The organism is Salipiger sp., from assembly GCF_059781815.1.
This window is the reverse complement of sequence record NZ_JBYNAH010000010.1, coordinates 1-22,366: the sequence shown is the minus strand read 5'-3', so window position 1 is coordinate 22,366 and position 22,366 is coordinate 1. Positions and strand designations below refer to the sequence as shown.

General features: G+C 70.0%; 19 protein-coding genes. 4 read left to right on the top strand and 15 right to left on the bottom strand.

Going from position 1 to position 22,366, the window contains the following annotated elements:
* Positions 1–121: 121 nt before the first annotated feature.
* Together AC6RA4_RS02265 and AC6RA4_RS02260 are read right to left on the bottom strand one after the other, a co-directional pair.
* Positions 122–550: a DUF4345 domain-containing protein gene (locus AC6RA4_RS02265; protein ID WP_500156994.1), complete on the bottom strand. Its 429-nt coding sequence runs from the start codon at positions 548–550 to the stop codon at positions 122–124.
* 31 nt (positions 551–581) lie between these two features.
* The gene (locus tag AC6RA4_RS02260) at positions 582–1,409 is read right to left on the bottom strand and encodes an NAD(P)H-binding protein (protein WP_500156992.1); all 828 of its coding nucleotides are present in this window, start codon (positions 1,407–1,409) and stop codon (positions 582–584) included.
* A gap of 150 nt (positions 1,410–1,559) precedes the next feature.
* On the opposite strand from AC6RA4_RS02260, the gene AC6RA4_RS02255 reads away from it, so the two are divergent.
* Entirely contained in the window at positions 1,560–2,543 is a 984-nt protein-coding gene (locus AC6RA4_RS02255; protein WP_500156990.1) for an AraC family transcriptional regulator, read from the top strand.
* Positions 2,544–2,612: 69 nt separating this feature from the next.
* Here the strand turns inward: AC6RA4_RS02255 and AC6RA4_RS02250 are convergent, their stop codons facing one another.
* Complete coding sequence (locus AC6RA4_RS02250; protein ID WP_500156988.1) at positions 2,613–3,197, bottom strand: TetR/AcrR family transcriptional regulator; 585 nt, start codon at positions 3,195–3,197, stop codon at positions 2,613–2,615.
* A 197-nt stretch (positions 3,198–3,394) separates the two neighbouring features.
* Between AC6RA4_RS02250 and AC6RA4_RS02245 the strand changes: the two genes are divergently transcribed.
* Positions 3,395–4,585 carry an MFS transporter gene (locus tag AC6RA4_RS02245; RefSeq protein WP_500156986.1) on the top strand — a complete coding sequence of 397 codons (1,191 nt, stop codon included), beginning with the start codon at positions 3,395–3,397 and terminating at the stop codon, positions 4,583–4,585.
* A gap of 97 nt (positions 4,586–4,682) precedes the next feature.
* On the opposite strand, the gene AC6RA4_RS02240 is transcribed toward AC6RA4_RS02245, so the two are convergent.
* The 8 genes from AC6RA4_RS02240 to AC6RA4_RS02205 all read right to left on the bottom strand — a co-directional run bounded on the left by AC6RA4_RS02240 (position 4,683) and on the right by AC6RA4_RS02205 (position 15,521).
* A complete protein-coding gene (locus tag AC6RA4_RS02240) occupies positions 4,683–6,155 on the bottom strand; it encodes an NAD-dependent succinate-semialdehyde dehydrogenase (RefSeq protein ID WP_500156984.1) in 1,473 nt (490 codons plus the stop codon).
* A 3-nt stretch (positions 6,156–6,158) separates the two neighbouring features.
* A complete protein-coding gene (locus AC6RA4_RS02235; protein WP_500156982.1) occupies positions 6,159–7,202 on the bottom strand; it encodes a tartrate dehydrogenase in 1,044 nt (347 codons plus the stop codon).
* A 14-nt stretch (positions 7,203–7,216) separates the two neighbouring features.
* Positions 7,217–8,668, bottom strand: coding sequence for an aldehyde dehydrogenase family protein (locus tag AC6RA4_RS02230; RefSeq protein WP_500156980.1), 1,452 nt, complete (start codon positions 8,666–8,668; stop codon positions 7,217–7,219).
* Positions 8,669–8,776: 108 nt separating this feature from the next.
* Positions 8,777–10,156, bottom strand: coding sequence for an FAD-dependent oxidoreductase (locus AC6RA4_RS02225; RefSeq protein ID WP_500156978.1), 1,380 nt, complete (start codon positions 10,154–10,156; stop codon positions 8,777–8,779).
* Positions 10,153–10,491, bottom strand: coding sequence for a (2Fe-2S)-binding protein (locus AC6RA4_RS02220; protein WP_500156976.1), 339 nt, complete (start codon positions 10,489–10,491; stop codon positions 10,153–10,155). The genes AC6RA4_RS02225 and AC6RA4_RS02220 overlap by 4 nt, the downstream gene beginning before the upstream one ends.
* Entirely contained in the window at positions 10,488–12,476 is a 1,989-nt protein-coding gene (locus AC6RA4_RS02215) for a hydantoinase B/oxoprolinase family protein (RefSeq protein ID WP_500156974.1), read from the bottom strand. The genes AC6RA4_RS02220 and AC6RA4_RS02215 overlap by 4 nt, the downstream gene beginning before the upstream one ends.
* Positions 12,477–12,479: 3 nt before the next feature.
* Positions 12,480–14,537 (bottom strand): hydantoinase/oxoprolinase family protein, encoded by a 2,058-nt coding sequence (locus AC6RA4_RS02210; protein ID WP_500156972.1) that lies wholly within the window; start codon positions 14,535–14,537, stop codon positions 12,480–12,482.
* Positions 14,538–14,627: 90 nt separating this feature from the next.
* Positions 14,628–15,521: a LysR family transcriptional regulator gene (locus tag AC6RA4_RS02205; protein ID WP_500156970.1), complete on the bottom strand. Its 894-nt coding sequence runs from the start codon at positions 15,519–15,521 to the stop codon at positions 14,628–14,630.
* 100 nt (positions 15,522–15,621) lie between these two features.
* On the opposite strand from AC6RA4_RS02205, the gene AC6RA4_RS02200 reads away from it, so the two are divergent.
* Positions 15,622–16,725 (top strand): NAD(P)/FAD-dependent oxidoreductase, encoded by a 1,104-nt coding sequence (locus tag AC6RA4_RS02200; protein ID WP_500156968.1) that lies wholly within the window; start codon positions 15,622–15,624, stop codon positions 16,723–16,725.
* Positions 16,726–16,727: 2 nt separating this feature from the next.
* Here AC6RA4_RS02200 and AC6RA4_RS02195 read toward each other — a convergent pair whose 3' ends face one another.
* The gene (locus AC6RA4_RS02195) at positions 16,728–18,053 is read right to left on the bottom strand and encodes an NAD(P)/FAD-dependent oxidoreductase (protein ID WP_500156967.1); all 1,326 of its coding nucleotides are present in this window, start codon (positions 18,051–18,053) and stop codon (positions 16,728–16,730) included.
* Positions 18,054–18,215: 162 nt separating this feature from the next.
* Here AC6RA4_RS02195 and AC6RA4_RS02190 point away from each other — a divergent pair, with 162 nt between their 5' ends.
* The gene (locus AC6RA4_RS02190) at positions 18,216–18,710 is read left to right on the top strand and encodes an Lrp/AsnC family transcriptional regulator (RefSeq protein ID WP_500156965.1); all 495 of its coding nucleotides are present in this window, start codon (positions 18,216–18,218) and stop codon (positions 18,708–18,710) included.
* Positions 18,711–18,797: 87 nt separating this feature from the next.
* Here the strand turns inward: AC6RA4_RS02190 and AC6RA4_RS02185 are convergent, their stop codons facing one another.
* The 3 genes from AC6RA4_RS02185 to AC6RA4_RS02175 are packed head-to-tail and all read right to left on the bottom strand — an operon-like array spanning position 18,798 to position 22,293.
* Positions 18,798–20,462, bottom strand: a complete 1,665-nt coding sequence (locus tag AC6RA4_RS02185; protein ID WP_500156963.1) for an ABC transporter ATP-binding protein — start codon at positions 20,460–20,462, stop codon at positions 18,798–18,800.
* Positions 20,462–21,325, bottom strand: coding sequence for an ABC transporter permease (locus tag AC6RA4_RS02180; protein WP_500156961.1), 864 nt, complete (start codon positions 21,323–21,325; stop codon positions 20,462–20,464). The genes AC6RA4_RS02185 and AC6RA4_RS02180 overlap by 1 nt, the downstream gene beginning before the upstream one ends.
* Positions 21,325–22,293 (bottom strand): ABC transporter permease, encoded by a 969-nt coding sequence (locus AC6RA4_RS02175; protein ID WP_500156959.1) that lies wholly within the window; start codon positions 22,291–22,293, stop codon positions 21,325–21,327. Before AC6RA4_RS02175 ends, AC6RA4_RS02180 begins: the two co-directional genes overlap by 1 nt.
* Positions 22,294–22,366: the final 73 nt, after the last annotated feature.

Genomic DNA, 22,366 nt, shown 5'->3' with positions numbered 1-22,366 from the left:
CCTCCCTTCGGGCCCCGCGACGCTGACCGGTCCTGCCCGTGTCAATCGACGAAAGCTGCGGCCAGCTCCCTGCCCTGGCAGGGGCAGAGAGCCAGCCTCGGATGACCGCAGTGATCCCGTCTCAGCCGATCTGGACCGACGGCCGGGAGCGGCGGTCGGGCGTGGTCTCCAGCCCGCGCCACACCGCAAGGCAGAGCAGCCCGACCGCCAATTCGATGGCGAGCGCGGTGACGATCCCCTCCCCCGGCCAGCCATCCAGCGCCAGCCCGACCGTGCGGCCCGCTGCAAACGCGAGGAAGACCAGCGCCCCGAGCGCCGCCGACAGCCGCGCCATGGCGGGGCGGAGAGCGCCGGCAAGGATCACCGCGCCGAGCGCTGCGAGATTGGCACCGGGCGCCCGCAGCTCGCTGAGCAGCGCCGGGTTTGCACCCAGCGGAATGCCGTATCCGGCGTAGAAGCCGTGCGGGGCGACGGCGATCGCGAGGCCGATGCCAAGCGCGGTCAGCCCGGCGCCACCGAGGGTGAGTTTCTGAAAAAGCGTCGTAACCATGGGATGTCCTTTCGGTCGGTCAAAGGTGGGATCAGGCAGCCGCGTCCCAGGCACCGGCGCGCGCCGCAGAGGCGGCGAACGCGGCAAAGTCGCGCGGGGCGCGCCCAAGCGCACGCTGCACGCCATCCGCCAGCTGCGCGTTGCGACCGTCGAGCGTCTCGCGGGCGATGCCGGTGAGCACATCGGCGATGAGCGGACCCTGCACCGGCAGCAGTGCCGCGTGGAACTCCTCGAAGGTGATCGGCAGATGGGTGACCGAGCGTCCGGACGCAGCCGACAGCGCGGCAGCCATCTCGGCGAAGCTCATCAGCCGCGGGCCGGTCACCTCGTAGAGCGCCCCGTCATGGCCCGGCTCGCTCAGCGCGGCGACCGCGACATCGGCGATGTCGTCGACATCGACGATGGGCTCGCGCACATCGCCGCCGGGCATCGGCAGAAGCCCCGCCATCACCGGCGCCTGCAGCGCCCCTTCCGAGAAGTTCTGCGCGAACCACGCCGCCCGCACGATGGTGAAGCGCAGCCCGGCGCTCCGGACGAGGTCTTCGGCCCGCTGCGCGTGGTGCTCGCCGCGCCCGGTCAGCAGCACCAGCTTGCCCACCCCGGCCTTGCGCGCCTCGGCAACCAGGGCCGCCACGGTCTCGACCGCGCCCGGCACGGCAATGTCGGGATAATACGAGATGTAGACGGCGGAGACGCCATCAAGCGCCGCCGCCCAGGTTTCCGGCGCTTGCCAGTCGAAGGGGATCGCGGCACGGCGCGAGCCGCGGCGGACGGGGAGGCCCTTGGCCTCGAGGCGGGACGCGATGCGGCTGCCGGTCTTGCCGGTGGCGCCGAGAACAAGGATCGGTTGGTGGGTCATTCTGTCTCTCCGTGGGTTGGGATCAATCATCTGTTCGATGCCCCAACCTCCCGCAGATGCGCTGGATGATCCACTCTCGTGCGTCCGGGTTTCTTGCCCAATCGTCCAGAGCAGCTGGACGCAGCGCACAGATCCGGTCACAGTCGCCCCATGACAGAGCCTCACGTTCCCGACCCCTCGCGTCTTGCCCAGCCCACCGGCGATCCTCTGGGAGAGATCCTGCACCTGCTCAAGCTGACCGGCACCTTCTACTGCCAGTCGCGGCTGAGCGCGCCCTGGGGCATCGCGATCCCGGGCTTTCCCGAGGTGATGAGCTTTGCCGTGGTGATCGGCGGGCGGGCGTGGCTGAGGGTCGGAGAAGATGCGCCCTTCGAGATCCAGAAAGGCGATCTCGTGCTGATGACCCACGGCGCACCGATCAGCCTCTACAGCGATCCCGAAGCGCGGCTGATGCAGCTCGAGGAACTGCCGATCCGCAAGGTGACCGAGCTTTACGAGACGGTCGAGTACGGCGGCGGCGGCGCGGCCTGCAGCATCATGTACGGGCTGGTGCGGCTCGATCACGCATCGAGCCCGATGCTGATGGCGCTGCTGCCCGACGTGCTGAAGATCGATCCCTGGGAAGAGGAGGCCGGAAGCTGGCTGCAGGGCACGCTGCAGTTCATAGCGCGCGAGGCCCGCGAGCTGCGCCCCGGCGGCGAGACGGTGATCACCCGGCTCGCCGATGTCGTGGTGATCGAGGCGATCCGGCGCTGGCTCAGCCGCGCGCCGGAGGCCAATCGCGGCTGGCTGAAGGCCGCGCGCGACCCGCAGATCGGCCGCGCCATCGTCGCCATCCACCGCGACCCGGCGGCGGAATGGTCGGTCGAGACGCTGGCGCAGGTCGCGGGCATGTCCCGCTCGGCCTTCGCGGCGCGGTTCACCGCCCTCGTCGGCACCCCGGCGATGCAGTATCTGGCCGAGTGGCGCATGAACCTCGCGCGCCGCACGCTGCGCGAGACCAGCCTGCCCATCGCCACCATCGCCGCAGATCTCGGCTACCAGTCCGAACCGGCCTTCAACCGCGCCTTCAAGCGCGTCTTCGGCACAACGCCCGGACAGGACCGGCGCGCGGCATGGGCCGACGCCGCGTGAGACGAAGAGCGCATTCAGCGGTGACGGGCACGGCAGCGAACGCGCCGCAACGGGTGCGCTCGATCAGCCTCAGCCTTCGGAGGATGCGGCCAGCCCGGCGAGAAGCACCCGCACCAGACGTCGCAGCGCCGCCTCGCGCGCGGGATCGGGGCCCGAGGTGATCAGGGCGGGATGCAGGAAGCCGGCCAGCGCCTCGTCGAGCATCTCGGCCTCGGCCCGACCGCCCAGCCCGGCCTCCGAGAGCAACCCGGTCAGCTCGTCGCTCAGGCGGCGCATGTGATCGCGGATCACCGGGCGCTCCCCCGCGGTCGCTTCGTTGAACCCGTAGAAGATCTCCGGATCGGATTTCGCCCGCGCGCTCTTGATGCGGTAGCGCTCGGCGACCCACGCCTCGATGCGCTCCCGTGCAGGCGCGTTGCCCGCACAGATCTCGGCGGTGCGACGGCGGGCATCGACCAGCCAGCTTTCCGTCACGGCATCGAGCAGCGCCGCCTTGTCGCGGAAATGCGCGTAAAGCGCCGCGTGGCTGACGCCCATCTCGCGCGCCACGTCGGCAAGCCTGAGCTTGGCGAACCCGTGCGCGCGAATCCGCGCGACGGCAATCTCGACAGCGCGCTCGCGCGCCGCTTCGGGGCTGAGACCGGTCCTTGGCACGTCCACCTCCTTGACGCATCGGTCGCTAACAGTTACAGAATCGGAAAAATGTAATCAACCGCCCGCGCGCCCCGGTCCGACATTTCCGTGGCGTTTGCGGGTTTCCCTGTGTCGACATCCCAGATTGGTGCTGCCCGAGCCTTTGGCCGAGGCGCCGGCACCCTGGTCTGCGCGTTGTCCAACCGAAAGACCGCATCATGTTGAGCCTGCTCAAGGAGTCCCGGGCGATCGCGCTGCTGCTGGCGGCCTCGCTGACGATCCTGTCCAACAGTCTGATCAGCCCCTCCCTCCCCGGCATCGAGGCGCGTTTCGCCGACGAAGAGAACGCCGCGCTTCTGGCCCGGCTGCTGGTCACCGCGCCCTCGCTGATGGTGGCGATCCTCGCGCCCTTCGCCGGCGCCTTGGCCGACCGCTTCGGCCGCCGGCTGCAGCTGTTGCTGGGCGTGGCGCTCTTTGCCATCGCCGGCACCGCCGGGCTCTACCTGCCGACCCTCAAGCTGGTGCTGTTCAGCCGGCTGTTCCTCGGCGTCTCGGTGGCGATGATCATGACCGCCCAGACGGCGCTGATCGGCGACTATTTCAAGGGCGAGAAGCGCGGCACCTTCATGGGCCTGCAGATTGCCGCCACCAATTTCGGCGGCCTGATCCTGCTGATGCTGGCCGGCTGGCTGGCCGCCTTTACCCCGCTCGCGCCCTTCGCGATCTACGGCATCGCGCTGGTCTACCTGCCGATCATGATGCTGACGCTGGAAAAATCCGACCGCAGCGCCGCGCAGGTCGAGCCCGCCGCCTCGGAGGGCGAGGCCAACTGGGTGGCCACGCTGCTGCTGGTGATCGTGCTCGCCGGGCTGTGCTTCGTCTGCTTCTACCTGCTGCCGACGCAGGCGCCCTACTACCTCGCCTCGATCGGCCATCCCGAGCCGCAGGCGGCGGGGATGCTGATGGGGGCGATGACCCTCGCCGGCGGGATCATCTCGCTGTTCTTCGGCAAGGTCCGGATGCGGCTCGGTCGCTCCGGCACGCCGGCCTTCGGCTTTCTCGGCTTCGCCATCGGCTTCTGCCTGTTCGGGATCGCGCCGAGCTTTGCCCTCACGCTGATCGGCGCGGCCTTCATCGGCGCCGGCGGCGGCCTGCTGATGCCAACCTTCCTGAGCCTCGCGGTCGGCATCGCGCCGGCGCATCGACGCGGGCTGGCGGCGGGCGCCATCACCACCAGCATTTTCCTCGGCCAGTTCCTGTCGCCCTTCGCCTCGACCCCGCTGATCGCATCGCTGGGCTATGCCTCGACCTTCCTCGCCACCGGAGGGCTTCTGACCCTGCTGGCGCTGGTCGCCTATCTTGGCCTGCGCGCCCCGCGCGACCCGGCGGCGCGTCCGCTGCCGGTCTGAGCCACGCGCGCCTGCCACGGCGCTCCGGTCCCGAACGTCAAAAAAGGCCCGGCCATATGGCCGGGCCTTTTTCTACCGTCTGATCGCACGATCCGGCTCAGAGCCCGGCGAAGTGGAACGCCTTGGTCTCGAGATATTCCTCGATGCCCTCCTGCGCGCCCTCGCGCCCGAGGCCGGAGGATTTCACCCCGCCAAACGGCGCTTCTGCATGGCTCACGGCGCCGGTGTTGAGCCCCACCAGCCCCGCCTCGAGCGCCTCGCCGAAGCGGAAGGCGCGGGCCATGTCGGTGGTGTAGAAATACGCCGCAAGCCCGAACGGCGTGCCGTTGGCGATCTCGAGCGCCTCCTCTTCGGTCTCGAAGCGGAAGATCGGCGCCACCGGGCCGAAGGTCTCCTCGCTGGCCAGACGCATCTCGGGCGTCGCGCCGACGAGCACCACCGGGTCGGCAAACTGCCCGGACAGATCGCGCGCGGCGGTGGCGCGGGTTGCACCCTTGGCCAGCGCGTCCTCCACATGGGCGGAGATCTTGTCGATGGCGGCGGCGTTGATCATCGGGCCGATCTCGGCCCCCGGCTCCGTCCCCGCCGCGACCGTGAGCGCGTCGACCCGGGCCGCCAGCGCCGCGACGAAGCGGTCATGGATGCCCGACTGCACGAGGATGCGGTTGGCGCAGACGCAGGTCTGGCCGCCATTGCGGAACTTGCTCGCCATCGCACCCTCGACCGCCGCGTCGAGATCGGCGTCGTCGAAGACGATGAAGGGCGCGTTGCCGCCCAGCTCGAGGCTCATCTTCTTCAGCGTCGGCGCGCATTGCTCCGCCAGCAGCGCCCCAACCCGGGTCGAGCCGGTGAAGCTCAGCTTGCGCACCACAGGCGAGGCGGTGAGCGTCGCGCCGATCTCCTCGGGGCGCCCGGTCAGCACGTTGAGAACGCCCGCCGGAATCCCCGCACGTTCGGCCAGAACGCAGAGTGCCAGCGCCGAATAAGGGGTGAAATCCGAGGGTTTGATCACCATGGTGCAGCCCGCGGCCAGCCCCGGCGCCACCTTGCGGGTGATCATCGCGTTGGGGAAGTTCCACGGCGTGATGATCGCGCAGACCCCCACCGGCTCCTTCATCGCGAAGATCTTCTTGCCCGGCACCGGGCTCGGGATGATGTGGCCGTTGATGCGGCGGGCTTCCTCGGCGAACCAGCGCATGAAGGAGGCGCCGTAGAGGATCTCGCCCTTCGCCTCGGCCAGCGGCTTGCCCTGCTCGGCGGTGAGGATCAGCGCCAGATCGTCGGCATGGTCGAGCATCAGCTGGTACCACGCCATCAGCAGGTCGGCGCGCTCGGCATGGGTCTTTTTCTTCCACGCCACCATCGCGGCCTCGGCGGCGGCGATGGCGCGGCTTGTCTCTTCGGCGGTGCAGTCGGGCATCTGGCCCAGCGTGCCGCCGGTCGCGGGGTTGGTGACCGCCATGTCGGCGCGGGCGATCCACTGCCCGTCGATCAGCGCCGCCTCGCGGAACAGGTCGGGGTCGGACAGGCTCTCGCGGATGTCGGCGGCAAATGCGCTGTGCAGGGTCATGTCTCAGGCCTCCAGAGCGGCGATGACCGCCGCGGTGATCTCTTGCGTGCTGTTCTGGCCCGGGCGGCTGCCGATGCCCTTCGCGGTCGCCGCTTCGATGGCCGCCAGAACCGCCGCCGATGCCTCGGCCTCGCCCAGATGCTCGAGCATCTGCGCCACCGACCAGATCGCCGCGATCGGGTTGGCGATGTTCTTTCCCGCGATGTCCGGGGCCGAGCCGTGCACCGGCTCGAACATCGACGGCGCGGTGCGGTCGGGGTTGATGTTGGCCGAAGCCGCGAAGCCCAGGCCGCCCTGAATCGCGGCGCCGAGATCGGTGAGGATGTCGCCGAAGAGGTTGGAGGCCACCACCACGTCGAGATCCTGCGGCGCCATCACCATCTTGGCCGCCATGGCGTCGATATGCATGTGGCTCACGGTCACGTCAGGATACTCGGCGGCCAGCTCGCGGGTGACCTCGTCCCAGAACACCATCGAGTATTTCTGCGCGTTCGACTTGGTGACCGAGGTCAGGTGCTTGCGGCGCGCGCGCGCCTGCTCGAAGCCGAAGCGCAGGATGCGCTCGACGCCCGCACGGGTGAAGACCGAGGTCTCGACCGCGACCTCGTTGTCCTTGCCCTGATGCACCCGGCCACCGGCACCGGAATACTCGCCTTCGGTGTTCTCGCGGATGCACAGAATATCGAAGCCCTCGGCCTTGAGCGGGCCCTCGACCCCGGTCAGAAGCCGGTGTGGACGGATATTGGCATACTGGTTGAACGCCTTGCGGATCGGCAGCAGCAGCCCGTGCAGCGACACCGAGTCCGGCACCGTGGCGGGCCAGCCGACCGCGCCGAGATAAATCGCATCGAAGCCGCGCAGGGTCTCGATGCCGTCCTCGGGCATCATCGCGCCATGCTCGAGATAGTACTCGCAGGACCACGGGAAGCTCTTGGTCTCAAAGCTGAAACGGCCCTTGGCGGCGGCGCTCAGCACCTCCATGGCGGCATCGGTGACATCGACGCCGATCCCGTCGCCGGGGATCAGGGCAAGGCTGTAGGTGGTCATGGGCAGGGTCCAGATTAAAGGTCGATCAAGACGGACTTGGTCCGCCGGTTGGCAAGAAAGGCCTCGCGGCCGAGATCCTTGCCGAGCCCCGAGGCCTTCCAGCCCCCGGTCGGCAGGATGTGGTCGCGGGTGCGGCCGTAGCGGTTGATCCAGACCGTGCCGGCCTCAAGCCGCCGCGAAAGGCGCAGCGCGCGGCTGAGATCGCGGGTGAAGAGTCCGGCGGCAAGCCCGTAGGTCTGGTGCGTGGCCAGCGCCATCGCCTCGTCCTCGCCCTTGAAGGTCTGGAAGGTGGCGACGGGGCCGAAGATCTCCTGCGTCACCGCGGGGCTGTCCTGGGTGACGTTGGCGATCAGGGTGGGCTGGTAGAAACTGCCCTCGCGCTCGAAGGCGGCGCCGCCGCAGAGCAGCTCGGCGCCCTCGCCCACCGCCGCCTGCACGATGCCGTCGATGCGCGACAGCTGTCCGGCGGAGATGATCGGCGAGAAGCCTGCCTCGGGGGCCAGCGTGTCCTCGGGGCAATGGCGGGCGAAGCGCGCGATCAGGCGCTCGGCCAGCGCCTCGGCGATGCTCTCCTCGACGAGGATGCGCGAGCCGGCGACGCAGAACTGCCCGGCATTCGGCATGATGCCCCGCTCGAGGCACTCGGCGGTGTGGTCGAGATCGGCATCGGCAAACACCACCATCGGGCTCTTGCCGCCAAGCTCGAGCGTCATCGGCTTGATGCCGGTGCGGGCGATGTTTTCCATGATCGCGGCGCCGGCGCGGGTCGAGCCGGTGAACGAGACCTTGTCGATCTGCGGATGCCCGGTGATCGCGGTGCCGGTGACGGGGCCGTCGCCCAGCACGATGTTGATCAGCCCCGCCGGGATGCCCGCGCGCACCGACAGCTCGGCCATGTAGAGCGTGCTGTAGGGCGTCATCTCGGAGGGCTTGAGCACTACCGCGTTGCCCGCCGCCAGCGCCGGGCCGAGCTTCCAGCCCGCCATCGACATCGGGAAGTTCCACGGCGTGATCGCCCCGATGACGCCATAGGGCTCGTCGGCGATATAGCCGAAGGCGCTGTCGGCGGTGGGCACCAGGTCGCCGCCTTCCTTGTCGGCGAACTCGGCGAAGAAGCGGATCTGCTCGGCGGTGACCATCACGTCGCCGACCTTGGCCTGCGCCAGCGGGCGCGACGAGCAGATCGCCTCGAGATAGGCCAGCCGCTCGGCATCGGCCTCGATCAGGTCGGCCCAGGCATGCATCGCCCGGACCCGCTCGCGCGGGGCGATGCCGCCCCAGTTCGAAGCCGCGCGGGCGGCGCGGGCGGCCTGCACCGCCTCGTCGACCAGCGCCGCGTCGGCGCGGGGGATGGCGCCGATGACCTGCCCGGTGGAGGGCGAAATGACGTCGATCTCGGCGGGGGCGGTCACGGTGCGACCGGCGATGAAATGTCCCGTCGGCAGCGGGGCGTCGAAGCCTGGCATGGCTACTCCTGTCATTCGTTGCGGGCAGCTTCGGCGAAGGCGCCCGGACAAAGCTGCCGAAAGCCGTCTCGCAGCAGAATTCTCTGCGGGATGCAAGCGATTGACAGCTTATTCTGCCTTGTCGGCGCCCGACTCCGCGGCGCTGCCCAACCATGCGCCAATCGGCGCCGGACGGGCCGGCGGCTGGGCCCTGAGCCGGCCCACCTCGGAGGCGCTGCGGCCCGAGGCGGCGGCGAGGATCTCGGCCCCGGCCAGCTGGCAGTAGCGCCCCTGGCAGCGCCCCATGCCGACCCGCGCCAGCGACTTGGCGCGGTTGGCCTCCGGCCCCGAGAGCGGCAGCGTGGCGCGTAGCGCGCCGGCGCGCACGCCTTCGCAGCGGCAGATCACCGTGTCGTCGGGCAGCGCCGCGATGGCCTCCTGCGGCCACGGAAAGGCGCGCGCCATGGCCTCGGCAAAGCGGCGCATCCGCGCCAGCCGGCGCAGCAGCGGCGCGGGATCGGGATGCGGCAACTCCAGATCCTGCAGGCAGGCGATGGCGGCGAGCCGCCCGGCAAGCTCGGCGCCGTCTGCACCGAGAATGCGCAGACCGTCCCCGGCGAGGTAGAGCCCCTCTCCGGCGCGCCCCAGCGCATCCGCCTCCGGCAGCCACTGATGAAACGCCGCGTCCCAGCCAAGCCGCGCCCCTGCGAGCTCGGCCAGCGTGGCATCGGCGCGCAGGTGCCAGCCGAGCCCGACCATGTCGCAGCCCGTCACTTGCCTGCGCCCGCGCGCGTCGCGCCAGACCATCGCGGTGGGGCCGTCCGCGTCGGTCTCGATGCGCTCGAGCCTGACGCCCGCGTGGTAGATCCGCCCCAGCCCGGCGCGCAGCCGCAGCCCGCGCAGCGTCACCAGCGGGCGCGCCAGCGCCATGCCGATGCCGCCCGCGATCTGACGCCCGAGCGGCGCGGTGTCGAGCACCGCCGCCACCTCGGCACCGGCCTTGATCAACTGCGTGGCCAGCAAGGTGAGCAGCGGGCCGGTCCCGGCCAGCACGATGCGGCGGCCAAGCGCCACGCCCTGCGCCTTGAGCGCGATCTGCGCCGCGCCCAGAGAATAGACCCCGCCCGCCTGCCAGCCAGGCACCGGCGCCAGCCGGTCGGTCGCGCCCGTGGCGAGGATCAGCCGGTCGAAGGCGATCTCCTCGCGGGCCTCACCCAGCACATGTGCAACCCCGTCGCGCAGCGCCACGACCGAGCGCCCGGGCAGATGGCTGACGCGGCCCTCGGCCACCAGCGCGTCGAAGCGGGCATGCAGGGCGCGCGCCTTGCCCGCCTCGGAGCCGTAGAGCGTCTCAGCCGGGCGGGAGAAACCCTCGGGCGGGCGGCGGTAGACTTGGCCGCCCGCCCGGGCTGCCTCGTCGACCACCACCGGGCGCAGCCCGGCCGCCGCCAGCGTTTCGGCGGCGCGGATGCCCGCCGGGCCCGCGCCCACGATCAGCACCCGTGTCATGCGCAGCCCCCTCCTGCCTCTCCGGGCCAGTGATCCGGCGCCGCGCTCAGCAGCCGCATCCCCTCGGCCAGCGGTGTCGAGCAGGCGCGCAGGCGCGGGCCGTCCTGCTGCCAGATCCAGCAGTCCTGGCACGCCCCCATCAGGCAGAACCCGGCCCGTGCCTCGGGGCCGAACTCGGCCTGGCGCAGGGCCCGGCGCGACAGCAGGATCGCGGTCAGCACCGTGTCGCCCTCGAGCCCGGTCAGCGCCTCTCCGTCAAGCGTGAACCCGACCGGCGCCCGCGCGGTCTCGGCCAGCCGGACGAGCCGCCCGGCCTGGCCCTGGGCTGCGCTCATTCCGCCGCCTCGGCATAGCGGGCCGGGCGCGGCAGCTCGGGGAAGCGCGCGCAGGTCGCCTCGAACGCCGCGTCCACCGCCGCTGCACCGCTGCCCCCGATGCGGCGGAAGATCTCGGTCTTGGTGAAGAAGCGCCAGTGGATCGGCAGCCCGGCAAGGATCTCGGTCAGCCGGTCATAGGCTTCGCTCGTCCAGCGCGCCTCGTAGCCCTCGCGCTCGGGGCCGTAGTGGAAGAACGCTTCGCCCGGGGCTGGCATCGCGGCACGCGCCTTGGCGGTGGCCTCCTCGTCGACTTCGCCATCCTTGAGGATCACGCCGTAGTCGCGCGCGGCCGCCTCGACGGAGACGTAGCGCCGCGCCACGTCGCGGGCGACCCGCCAGGGCTCACGCTCGAGCGGGTTGCCGCGCCCGCCGCCGCCGGCAGACCGCACCTCGAGCACGTCGCCGGGCTGAAGGATGGCGGTGTCTTTTGATCCCATGCGACGCTCGTCAGGGGTGCCGGGATTGACCACCATGTCCGCGAGCCCCGCCGCGCGGCCGCCATCGGTGCCCCAGGGCCGGAAGAAGGAGCGGTCGCGGTTGCGCGCGGTGATGCGGCTGTCGGGGGTGAAGACCCGGAACGCCATCTCGGTCGCCAGACCGCCGCGCCAGCGCCCGGCGCCGCCGGTGTCCTGCGCCAGCCCGTATTTCACGAACTCCACCGGCACCTCGGTCTCGGTGATCTCGATCGGCGTGTTCTTGAGATAGGCCGCATCCGCGCCCGAGCCGTTGGTGCCGTCGCGATGCGGCATGCCGCCGCCGCCGCCCACCACCGGGTTCACCGCCGCGATCACCGTGCGTTGCGAGCGCTCGTCGCGGGTCATCACGTTGACGATGCAGTTGTTGCCGGCGGGGGCTGCCGGCATCCGGTCGGGGATCGCCTGCACGAAGGCCCCGAAGATCACCGAGCGCAGCCGCGCGCAGGTCAGCGAGCGCATCCCCACCGCCGCCGGCGAGACCGGGTTCAGCACCGTGCCCTCCGGGGTGATGCAGGTGAAGGGCCGGGTCAGGCCGGTGTTGAGCAGGATGCGCGGGTTGAGCGTGTAGAGCACGTAATACACCCCCACCAGCAGCATGGTGTGGCGCGGATCGCCGCCCGAGGGCACGTTGAGCGAGGAGGCCAGCTGTGGGTCCGAGCCGGTGAAGTCGAGGATCGCCTCGTCGCCCCGGATCGTCAGCGTGAGCTTGAGCCGGCAGGGGTTGGCCTCGTCGCTGTCCTCGTCGGCATAGTCGGCAAAGACGTACTCGCCATCGGGGATCTCGGTCAGGATGGCGCGGGCCTGCGCCTCGGCCTGGCTCATCAGCGCCGCGACGCCGCTGACAAAGCCCTGCTTGCCGAAGCGGTCGATCATCGCGTGGACCTTGCGCTCCCCGGTGTTGAGCGCGCCGACCAGCGCCTTGATGTCGCCGATATTGAGCGCCGGCTTGCGCACGTTGGTCGACATGATCTTCATGATCTGCTCGTCGAACACGCCCTCGCGCACCAGCTTCATCGGCGGAAAGCGCAGGCCCTCCTGGTGGATCTCGGTCAGCGAGCGCGACAGCGAGGCCGGCACCGCGCCGCCCATGTCGGTATTGTGGATGTGCCCGCCGGTCCAGGCGACGATCTCGCCCTCGGCGAAGACCGGCTTCCACAGGTGGGTGTCGGGAGCATGGGTGGCCACGTGGCCCGAGTAGGGATCGTTGGTGAAGGCCACGTCCCCTGGGCGGTAGGGCTCTTCGACCATGTCGATGGCGCGGCCATAGGTGAGGCCGGGATACCAGGTCGCGCCCAGCTCCATCGGCACCGCGAAGGTGTCGCCGGTGCGATCCATCAGCATGACGGTGAAGTCCTGGGTTTCCTTCACGAAGGCGGAATGGGCGGTGCGGTGCAGCGTGTGGGCCATGTTCTCGGCCGCGGCGCGGGCGTGGTTGGCGAGCACCTGGAGGGTCATCTTGTCGAACATGGATCAGTCCTCGAACTGCAGGTGGATGTTGAGATGGCCGTCCACCCGGGCGCGGGCGCCCACGGGGATGGCAAAGGTGGTGTCTTCCTGTGCGACGATGGCCGGCCCGTCGAAGACCGTCCCCGCGGCCAGCGCGGCACGCGGATGCAGCGGCACCGGCCGCCAGCCGCCGATATGGACCTGCACATCGCGGCTGTCGCCGGCCTCGACGCGGGCGAGCTCGGCAAGGTCGGGCTTGGGCCCGGCTCCCACGGCCGAGAGCCGCAGGTTGACCATCTCGATCCGGCCCTCGGGATCGTCGAAATCGTAGATCCTGCGGTGGGTCTCGTGGAACGCCTCGGTCAGCCGGTCGAGATCCGACAGCCAGTCGGGCTCGAGCGCCACCTCGATCTCGTAGCTCTGCCCGGCATAGCGCATGTCGGCCGAGAGCCGCAGCTCGATGGCGCCGTCATGGCCCTGCGCGGCGAGCCAGTCGCGGCCCTCGGCGGCCAGGGCCTGGAAGTGGTCGCGCAGGAGCGGCAGCCGGGCGGCATCGAGATCGGCAAAGACGGTGCGGATGAAATCGCCCTTGAGATCGGCCACCAGCCCGCCGAGCGCCGAGACCACGCCGGGGCGGCGCGGTGCCACCACCCGCGGCATGCCAAGCTCGCGGGCGAGGAAGGCGCCGAGCATCGGACCGCCGCCGCCAAACGGCATCAGCGCGAAGTCGCGCAGGTCGACCCCGGCGCGCGAAGACAGCTTCTCGACCTCGACGAACATCTCCGAGATCGCGATGTCGAGGATCGCCTGCGCCGTCTCTTCCACGCCGCGCCCGAGCGTTTGCGCCAGCGCGCCCACCGCTTCCCGCGCCAGATCCACCTTCATGTCGAGCTGGCCATAGGCCATCTCCGAGTGCCCAAGCCAGCCGCAGACCGCCATCGCGTCGGTCACCGTGGCGCGGGTCCCGCCGCGGCCATAGCAGGCCGGGCCCGGCACCGAGCCGGCGCTTTCGGGGCCGACGCGCAGCACCCCGTGCTCGTCCACCGAGGCGATGGAGCCGCCGCCGATGCCGATCGAGCTGACCGAAACCGAGGGGATGTGCAGCGGGAACTCTCCCACCAGCTCGTCCGAGCCGAACTGCACCTCGCCATCGATGATCAGCGCGAAATCCGCCGAGGTGCCGCCGATGTCCAGCGTCAGGATGCGGCTCTCGCCCGCCTGCCGCGCCAGCCAGGCGGCGCCGATGACGCCCGAGGCGGTGCCCGAGAGCAGCATCGAGACGCAGTCGCGGCGCCCCTCGCCGGCGGTCATCACGCCGCCGTTCGACTTGGTCAGCATGGCCCGCGCCGGCACGCCCTGCGCGGTGAGCCGCGCCTCGAGCGCCTCGAGATAGCCCGCGACGCGGGGATGCACATAGCCGTTGAGGATCGCGGTCGAGCTGCGCTCGTATTCGCGGATCACCGGCCAGACCTCGGAGGAGGTGAAGACGAAGAGATCCGGCGCCAGCGCCTCGATCTCCTCGCGCACGGCGATCTCCTGCGAGGGATCGCGCCACGCGTGCAGCAGCGTCACGATGACACCCTCGGCACCGGCGGCGCGCGCCTTCGCCACGGCGTCGGCAACCGCGCCCTCGGGCGCGTCGCTGCGGCTGCCATCGGCGCGCATGCGCAGCGGCAGGCCGAAGATCATGTCGCGCGGCACCAGCGGATCGGGGCGCTGGCAGAACAGCGAATACATCTCGGGCATGCGCAGCCGCGCCAGCTCGATCACGTCCTCGAAGCCCGCGTTGGTGAACATCGCGAGCCGCGCGCCCTTGCGCTGGATGATGGTGTTGATGCCCACCGTGGTGCCATGCACGAAGCGGCTCACCGCCGCCGCATCCAGCCCTTCGCGCTCGGCCAGCAGGTCGAGCCCGGTGCGCAGCTCGGCGCCCGGATCATCCGGCGTGGTCAGCACCTTGAGCGAGGCGATGCGGCCCGAGTTGGCCTCCAGCGCGCAGAAATCCATGAAGGTGCCGCCGATATCGACACCGATCTTCCAGTCTTCGCCCTGAGGGTCCCTGCCGGGGAGTTGGCCGTCCATGGGTCATCGCCTTTCGTTCCGTTTGTCCCAGTCGAGCAGAGCCCGGCGCTGTGGTCCAAGTCGGATGCGGCGGCGTCCCATAAGCCCGGCCTATGGCCGCGCCAGACCCTCCGGCAGCAGCGCCCGGATCTGACCGCGCATCAGCTCGTCGGCGCGCGACAGGGCCCGCCCGCGCAGCGTCAGCAGCGACAGCGGCAGCGAGGGCGAGGCCGCAAGCGGGCGCACCACGATGCCGTCGAACTGCTCCCAGGGCAGCAGCGAATCGACCACCGCGATGCCGAGCCCCGCCTGTACGAAGCCCACCGCCGAGATCGAGCTGTCGATCTCGAGCCGTGGCTCGAAGCGATGCCCATCGCGGCGCGCCGCCTTGTCGAGTTCCTCGTGCGGGCGGGTCTGGGCGCGGTAGGAGATCACGAAGGCATCGCTGAGCTGGCCCAGCCCGATGGCCTCCTCTCCGGCCAGCGGATGGCCCGCAGGCAGCAGGCAGCAGAACCCCGTCCGGCCCAGCACCTCGACCTCGATCTCCTCGGGCATCCGGTCGGTCAGCGCCAGCGCCATCGCCGCGTCGCCCTCGCGCAGCATGGTGCGCAGCGAGTGCACCGGCGCCACGTTGCAGCGCAGCGCGATATCCGGGTGACGGGCGCGGAACGCCGCCATCACCCGCGGCAGCAGCGACATGGCCGGCGGCGTCGAGCAGCCGATGCGCACCAGCCCGGCCCGCCCGAGCCTGAGATCGGCGGTCTTGCGGCGCAGCCCCTCGAGCTCGCCAAAGAGACGCTCGGCCTCGGGATAGAGCTCCTGCGCCTCGGGGGTCGGCTTCAGCCGGCCCTTCTCGCGGGTGAAGAGGGCAAAGCCCAGATCGTCCTCGGCGTGGCGCAGCACCTGGCTCAGCGCCGGCTGCGAGATGTTGAGCATCCTGGCGGCCTCGGTCACGGTGCCGGCCCGCATCACAGCGGTGAAGACCTCAAGCTGTCGTGCCCGCATCTTTCACTCCATAGGTCTGACTTATGATCGAGCCCGCATCCCGTCTTTGACCGCAAGGCCCCTGCCGGGGTCTCTTGGGAGCAGACGAAAAGGAGCTCTCATGCAGGTGATCGTACTCGGCGGCGGGCTGATGGGCACCGCCACGGCGTTCTTCCTCGCCCGGCGCGGTCTGCGCGTGCGGCTGATCGAGCGCGGCGCCATCGGCGCCGGCGCGACGGTCGCCTCCTTCGGCAACATCCGCCGCAGCGGCCGCGCGCTGGTGCAATTGCCGCTGGCGCAGCGCTCGCTGGCGCTCTGGGGTCGGTCCGAGGCGCTGCTGGGCCGCGACGTGGAGTTCCGCGCCACCGGCCACCTGCGGCTGATCTTCGATGAGACCTCGCGCGAGGACATGCGCCGCTTCGCCGCCGCCGCAGAACCGCTCGGCCTTGCGCTGAAAGAGCTGGAGCCGGCCGAGATCGCCGGCCGCTTTCCCGGCCTCGGGCCCTCGGCCATCGCGGCCAGCTTCTCGCCGCAGGACGGCAGCGCCAACCCCCGGCTGGTCAGCCCGGCCTTCGCCGATGCTGCCGCGCGCCTTGGTGCCGAGATCGTCAGCGAGGCCGGCACCCCCGAAATCGCCCTGACGGAGTCGGGCTTCGAGATCACCACGGCCAAGGGCGCGTTCGGCGCCGATCTGCTGGTGAACTGCGCCGGAGCCTGGGGCGTCGAGCTGGCGCGGCGCTTCGGGGAGAACGTCCCGCTCGAGATGCACGGGCCGCAGATGGGCGTGACCGAGCCCCTGCCCCACCGCATCCTGCCGGTGGTCGGGGTCTGGTCGCAGGACAGCGGCGCTTACCTGCGGCAGGTCGAGCGCGGCAATATCGTCTTTGGCGGCGGCGTGCCGCGCATGCCGGTGGACGAGACCGGCTTCGCCCGCTTCGACCCCTCGGGCCTGTCGCGCCAGCTCGAAAAGCTGGTGCGGATCTGCCCGGCGCTGCGCGACGTGGCGATCATCCGGCACTGGTCGGGCTGCGAGGGCTATGTCGCCGACGGGCTGCCGGTGATGGGCGCCTCGGCCACCACGCCGGGCCTGTTCCACGCCTTCGGTTTCTGTGGCCACGGCTTTCAGCTTGGCCCCGGGGTCGGCGATGCCATGGCCGAGCTGATCGCGACCGGCGCCAGCGAGACGCCGATCGCGGCCATGTCGATCGAGAGGTTCGCCGCGTGAGCTCAGAATCCCGCCACCTTTCCCCATTGCGCGCTGTCGAAGCGGCTCAGCCGGTATTGCGCGGTCTCGGTGATCGGGTCGCGCCCGGTGAGCAGGTCGGCCACCAGATGGCCCACCCCCGGCCCGATGCCGAAGCCATGGCCCGAGAGCCCCGCCGCCAGCGTCAGGCCGGGCAGGCCGATTTCCGCGTCGATTACCGGAACGCCGTCCGGCGTGCTGTCGATATAGCCGGCCCACTTGGCCTGAACGGTCGCGCTCTCCAGCGCCGGCAGCAGCGCCTTGGCGCGGGCCAGCGTCTCGCCCACCAGCCGCTCGGAGGGTTTGGGATCGAGGATGCGGGCCCGCTCCATCGGGGTCTCGGCATCGAGCGCCCAGATCTTGCGGGTTTCGAACCCGGCCTGCCAGGCCTGCGGTCCGCCCGGTGCCAGAGCACGCCAGCGCTTGGCGAACATCGGCAGGAAGTGCTTGGCCCCGCGGATCGCGCCGGGGGTGGGGTCGAGATGGCTGCGCCCCGAGATCGCCAGCGTGTGCCCGCCATCGCCGCGCCGCGTCACCGAGACGGCGGCGGTGTGCAGCGCGTCGGGCAGCCCCTCGATGCCCGGCGCCACCGACAGGATCGAGCTGCGCACCGAGGCTTGCGGGAAGGCGATGCCCAGCTGGTGCAGGAAGCTCGCCGCCCAGGCACCGCCCGAGAGCACGACCTGCTTCGTGCGGATGCGGCCCTTCTCGGTGACCACCGCCGAGACCGCCCCGGCCTCGGTCTCGACGCCGCGCGCAGCGCAGCCCTGGATCACCTGACCGCCATGCTTGAGAATGCCCTTGGCGATCAGCGGCGCGGCGCGCGAGGGATCGGCCACGCCGTCGCTCGGCGACCACACGCCCCCGGCCCAGCTCTGGCCGGTGGCAGCACCGCGCTCGGCGGCCTCGGCGGCGCTCAGCATCTGCGTGTCGACGCCCTCGCCACGGGCGAAACGGCCCCAGCGCGCCCAGCCCTCGAGCTCGTTGGCATCGTTGGAGAGATAGAGCAACCCGCAGCGGCGAAACCCGAGATCCTCGCCGATATCGCGCGTCATCTCTTCCCAAAGCGCCAGGCTGCGGGTCGAGAGCGGCAGCTCGCGGGCATCGCGGTTCTGCTGCCGGCACCAGCCCCAGTTGCGGCTCGACTGCTCGGCGCCAACGCGCCCCTTCTCGAGCAGCACCACCTTCAGCCCGGCGCGCGCCAGCCAGTAGGCGGCCGAGGTGCCGACGATGCCCGCCCCGATCACCACGCAATCGGCGGTTTCGGGCAGCTCGGTCTGGGTGTCGATATGCAGCAAGGGGGCGGTCATGATAGTCTCCTGTAGTCCCACCATTTTCTATGATGGCGCGCCCAGTTGCATCTGCCGGATCGCCGGCCCGCCACGGCATTTCCTGTCGAATGCGGTTGACTTGCGGGCGGCCCTGCCCTTCAGAAGACGGAAACGGTGCGCAGACCCCGAAGGAAAGACACGATGAGCCTCAGCTACAAGCTCGACCGGATCGACCTGAAGATTCTCGCCGAGTTGCAGCGCAACGGGCGCATCACCAATGTCGAGCTGGCGGATCTGGTGAACCTGTCGCCCTCGCCCTGCCTGATGCGGGTGAAGAAGCTACAGAAGGCCGGCTACATCACCGGCTACGCCGCGCAGGTCGACATGGCCAAGCTCGGCGAGACGCTGACGGTGTTCACCGAGTTCACCCTGCGCAACCACCGCCAGATCGACTTTGCCCGCTTTCAGGAGGCGCTGGAAAAGGTCGACTGCTGCGTCGAGTGCCACCTCGTCTCGGGCGGCTACGACTATCTGGCGAAATTCGTCACCGCCTCGATCTCGGATTACCAGACCATCATCGAGGACCTGATCGACCGCAATGTCGGCATCGACAAGTATTTCAGCTTCGTGGTGATGAAGACGCCCTTCTCCAAGACCCGGATGCCGCTGAGCCATCTCTTCGCCGACAAGGTCTGAGAGCGCCCACCGCCAAGGCAGGCCCGCGCGCGCCAGAGGCGCAGGGCGCGGGCGACGCGGTCCGACCGCGGCCCGGCGCGATGCGGCTCAGCGGTTGGCGAACTGCGCCACCAGCTCCGGATCCTGCTCGAGCCCGGCCAGCCAGCCGGTGTCGAGCTGCGGCACCGAGGAGATCAGCAGCCGCGAGTAGGGATGCGTGGCCTGCTCCGACATCGCCGCGGCGGGCAGCGCCTCGACCACCTCGCCCTTGTACATCACCAGCACGTCGTCGCAGATCGCCTCGACAGTCGAGAGATCGTGGCTGATGAACATGTAGCTCAGCCCCAGCTCGCGCTGCAGTTCCTTGAGCAGCTCGAGGATCGCGGCGGCCACCACCGTGTCGAGCGCCGAGGTGATCTCGTCGCACAGGATCAGCTCCGGGCTTGCCGCCAGCGCGCGGGCGAGGTTCACCCGCTGCTTCTGGCCGCCCGAAAGCTCGCCCGGCAGGCGGTGGCGCAGGTTGGCCGGCAGGTGCACCATGTCGAGCAGCTCGATCACCCGCGCCTCGCGCGCCTTGCCGCGCAGGCCTTCGTAGAAGGTCAGCGGGCGGGCGAGGATGGCGCCGATGGAATGGGCCGGGTTGAGCGCGGTATCGGCAAGCTGGAACACCATCTGCATGCGCCGCAGCTCGGCCTTGGACCGGTCCTTGAGCGCCGGCCGCATCTCGGTTCCGTCGACCAGCACGCCGCCGCGATAGGCCGGCAGGATCCCCGCCACCGCCCGCGCCAGCGTCGACTTGCCAGAGCCGGATTCACCGATCACACCGAGGTTGCGGCCGCGCTCGAGCTTGAAGCTCACGTTCTTGAGGATCTGCGCCGCCGGGATGCCGTTGCGGGTCGGGCCGTAGCCGGCGCAGAGATCGAACACCTCGAGCACCGGCTTGGGCTTTTCGGCGCGGGCCGGCGGCGCGAGCGGCTGGTGCGGTACCGGCTCGAACGCGGCGAGAAGCTGTTTGGTGTAGGCATGCCGCGGCGCGTGCAGGATCTGCGCGGCCTCGCCGACCTCCTGGATCTCGCCGCCCTTCAGCACGATGATGCGGTCGGCGATCTGCGCCACCACCGCAAGATCGTGGCTGACATAGACGCCCGCGATACCGCCCTTGCGCATCACCGACTTGAAGGCGCGCAGCACCTCGATCTGGGTGGTGACGTCAAGCGCCGTGGTGGGCTCGTCGAAGATGACGAGCTTCGGGTCGCCGATCAGCGCCATCGCCGCCGACAGGCGCTGCAACTGCCCGCCCGACACCTGGTGCGGATAGCGGCGGCCGATGCTGTCGGCATCGGGCAGCGCCAGCGCGCGGAACAGCTCGACCGCCTTCTTCTCGGCCTCGGCGCGCGGCATCAGCTCGTGGATGGAGGCGATCTCGATCACCTGATCCATGATCCGCTTCGACGGGTTGAAGGCCGCCGCCGCCGATTGCGGCACGTAGGAGACCTCGGTGCCGCGCAGCCGCGCGCGGGCGCGGTTCGACATGGCGGTGATCTCGGAGGCGCCGAGGCGGATGGTGCCGCCCTCGATCTCGCAGCCGCTGCGGGTATGGCCCATCAGCGACAGCGCGATCGTGGTCTTGCCCGAGCCGCTCTCGCCGATCAACGCGACGATCTCTCCGGGCGCGATCTCGAAGTTCACGCCCTTGATGATCTCGACCTTGCGGCCCGCATCGGTGGTTGCGCCGATGCGCAGGTTCTCGACGGTGACGAGGGGTGCGGTCATCATTCGCTCCTGTCGCGGATCTTGGTGGGCAGGTTGTCGATGAACATGTTCACCGAGATGGTCAGCGAGGCGATGGCGATCGAGGGGAAGATCACCGCCGGCGCACCGAGGCTCAGCCCTTCGATGTTCTCGCGCACCAGCGCGCCCCAGTCGGCATAGGGCGGCTGCACGCCCAGGCCGAGGAAGGAGAGCCCCGAGAGCACCAGCACGATGAACACGAAGCGCAGGCCGAGATCGGCCAGCACCGGGCCGAGGATGTTGGGAAAGATCTCCTGCAGGATCAGGTAGCGCGTGCTCTCGCCACGGGCGCGGGCCACGGTGACGAAATCCATCGTGTTGACGTTGACCGCCAGCGCCCGGGCGAAGCGGTAGGAGCCCGGCATGTAGATCGCCGTGAGGGTCAGGATCAGCACCGGGATCGACGAACCGACGGCGGCGACCACCACGAGCCCGAAGAGCAGCGAGGGGATGCCGTTGAACGCGTCGAGCAGGCGCGACAACACCATGTCGAACCAGCCGCCCGCGACGGCGGCGACCATGCCGAGGATGACGCCGAGCGTGCAGGCCAGCGTGACCGCGGCCAGCGCGATGCCCACGGTATAGCGCGCGCCCATCAGGATGCGCGAGAAGATGTCGCGGCCGAGATAGTCGGTCCCCATCCAGTAGTCGCCGGTCATCGGGCCGAAATAGTCCCAGTCGACGATCTCGCCCGGCGGGTGCGGCGCGAGCGCCGGGCCGACCAGGGCGACAAGCCCCCAGAACAGCATGATCGCAAGGCCGATGCGGCCAACCCAGTTGAAGCTCCAGCCCGGCCCCTTGGGCTTGGGCGCGTCCTTGGCGGTGGTGGTGTGATACTCTGCCATCATCGACGCAGCCTCGGATTGGAAAGGATCGCGATCAGGTCTGCGAGCGTGATCAGCAGCAGGTAGCTGACGCAGAAGATCATCGCGCAGGACTGGATCAGCGGCAGGTCGCGGGTGCTCACCGCGTCGACCATGAGCTTGGCCACGCCGGGATAGTTGAAGATCGTCTCGACGATGATCACCCCGCCGACGAGATAGCTCAGCGACAGCGCCACCGCGTTGGCGATCGGCCCCAGCGCGTTGGGCAGCGCGTGGCCCAGCACCATGCGCTTGCGCGAGGCGCCCTTGAGCAGCGCCATCTCCACATAGGGGGTGTTGATCGTCTCGATCACCGCGGCGCGGGTCATCCGGATCATCTGCGCCGAGATCACGAAGGAGAGCGTGATCACCGGCATCGCATAGGCCTTGAGCATGGCGCCGAGCGAGCTCATGTCGACCCCATAGCTCAGCGCCGGCAGCCAGTCGAGCCAGACCGCAAAGATCAGCACCGCCAGCGTGGCGACCATGAATTCCGGCACCGAGATCACCGAGATCGTCAGCACCGAGACCACCCGGTCGAACAGCGAGCCGCGCCACATCGCGGCACCGATTCCGAGGCTCAGCGCGATCGGCACCGAGACCAGCGTCGTCACCCCGGCGAGCCGCAGCGAATTGCTCAGCCGGCCCGAGAGCAGCTCCACGACCTCCATGTTGTTCACGTAGGAGGTGCCCAGATCTCCGCCCGCCAATCCGAGAAGCCAGCCGACAAAGCGGCTCAGCGCCGGCTCGTCGAGCCCCATCGCGGTGCGCAGGCCGGCGACGGCCTCGGGCGTGGCGGCCTGGCCAAGCAGGATTTCGGCAACGTCCCCGGGCAGAAGCTCGGTGGCGAAGAAGACGGCAAAGGAGACGATGACAAGCGTCAGCAGGGCAATGCCGAGCCGCTGTATCACCAAAAACCATGGCAGAAGCGATTGGGGCAAGCGGGGCACCTCTTTCGGCCGGTGGGAAGTCAGGCGAAGGGCCCGCACGCGCGGTGCGGGCCCCGATTGTGCGCGAGGATCA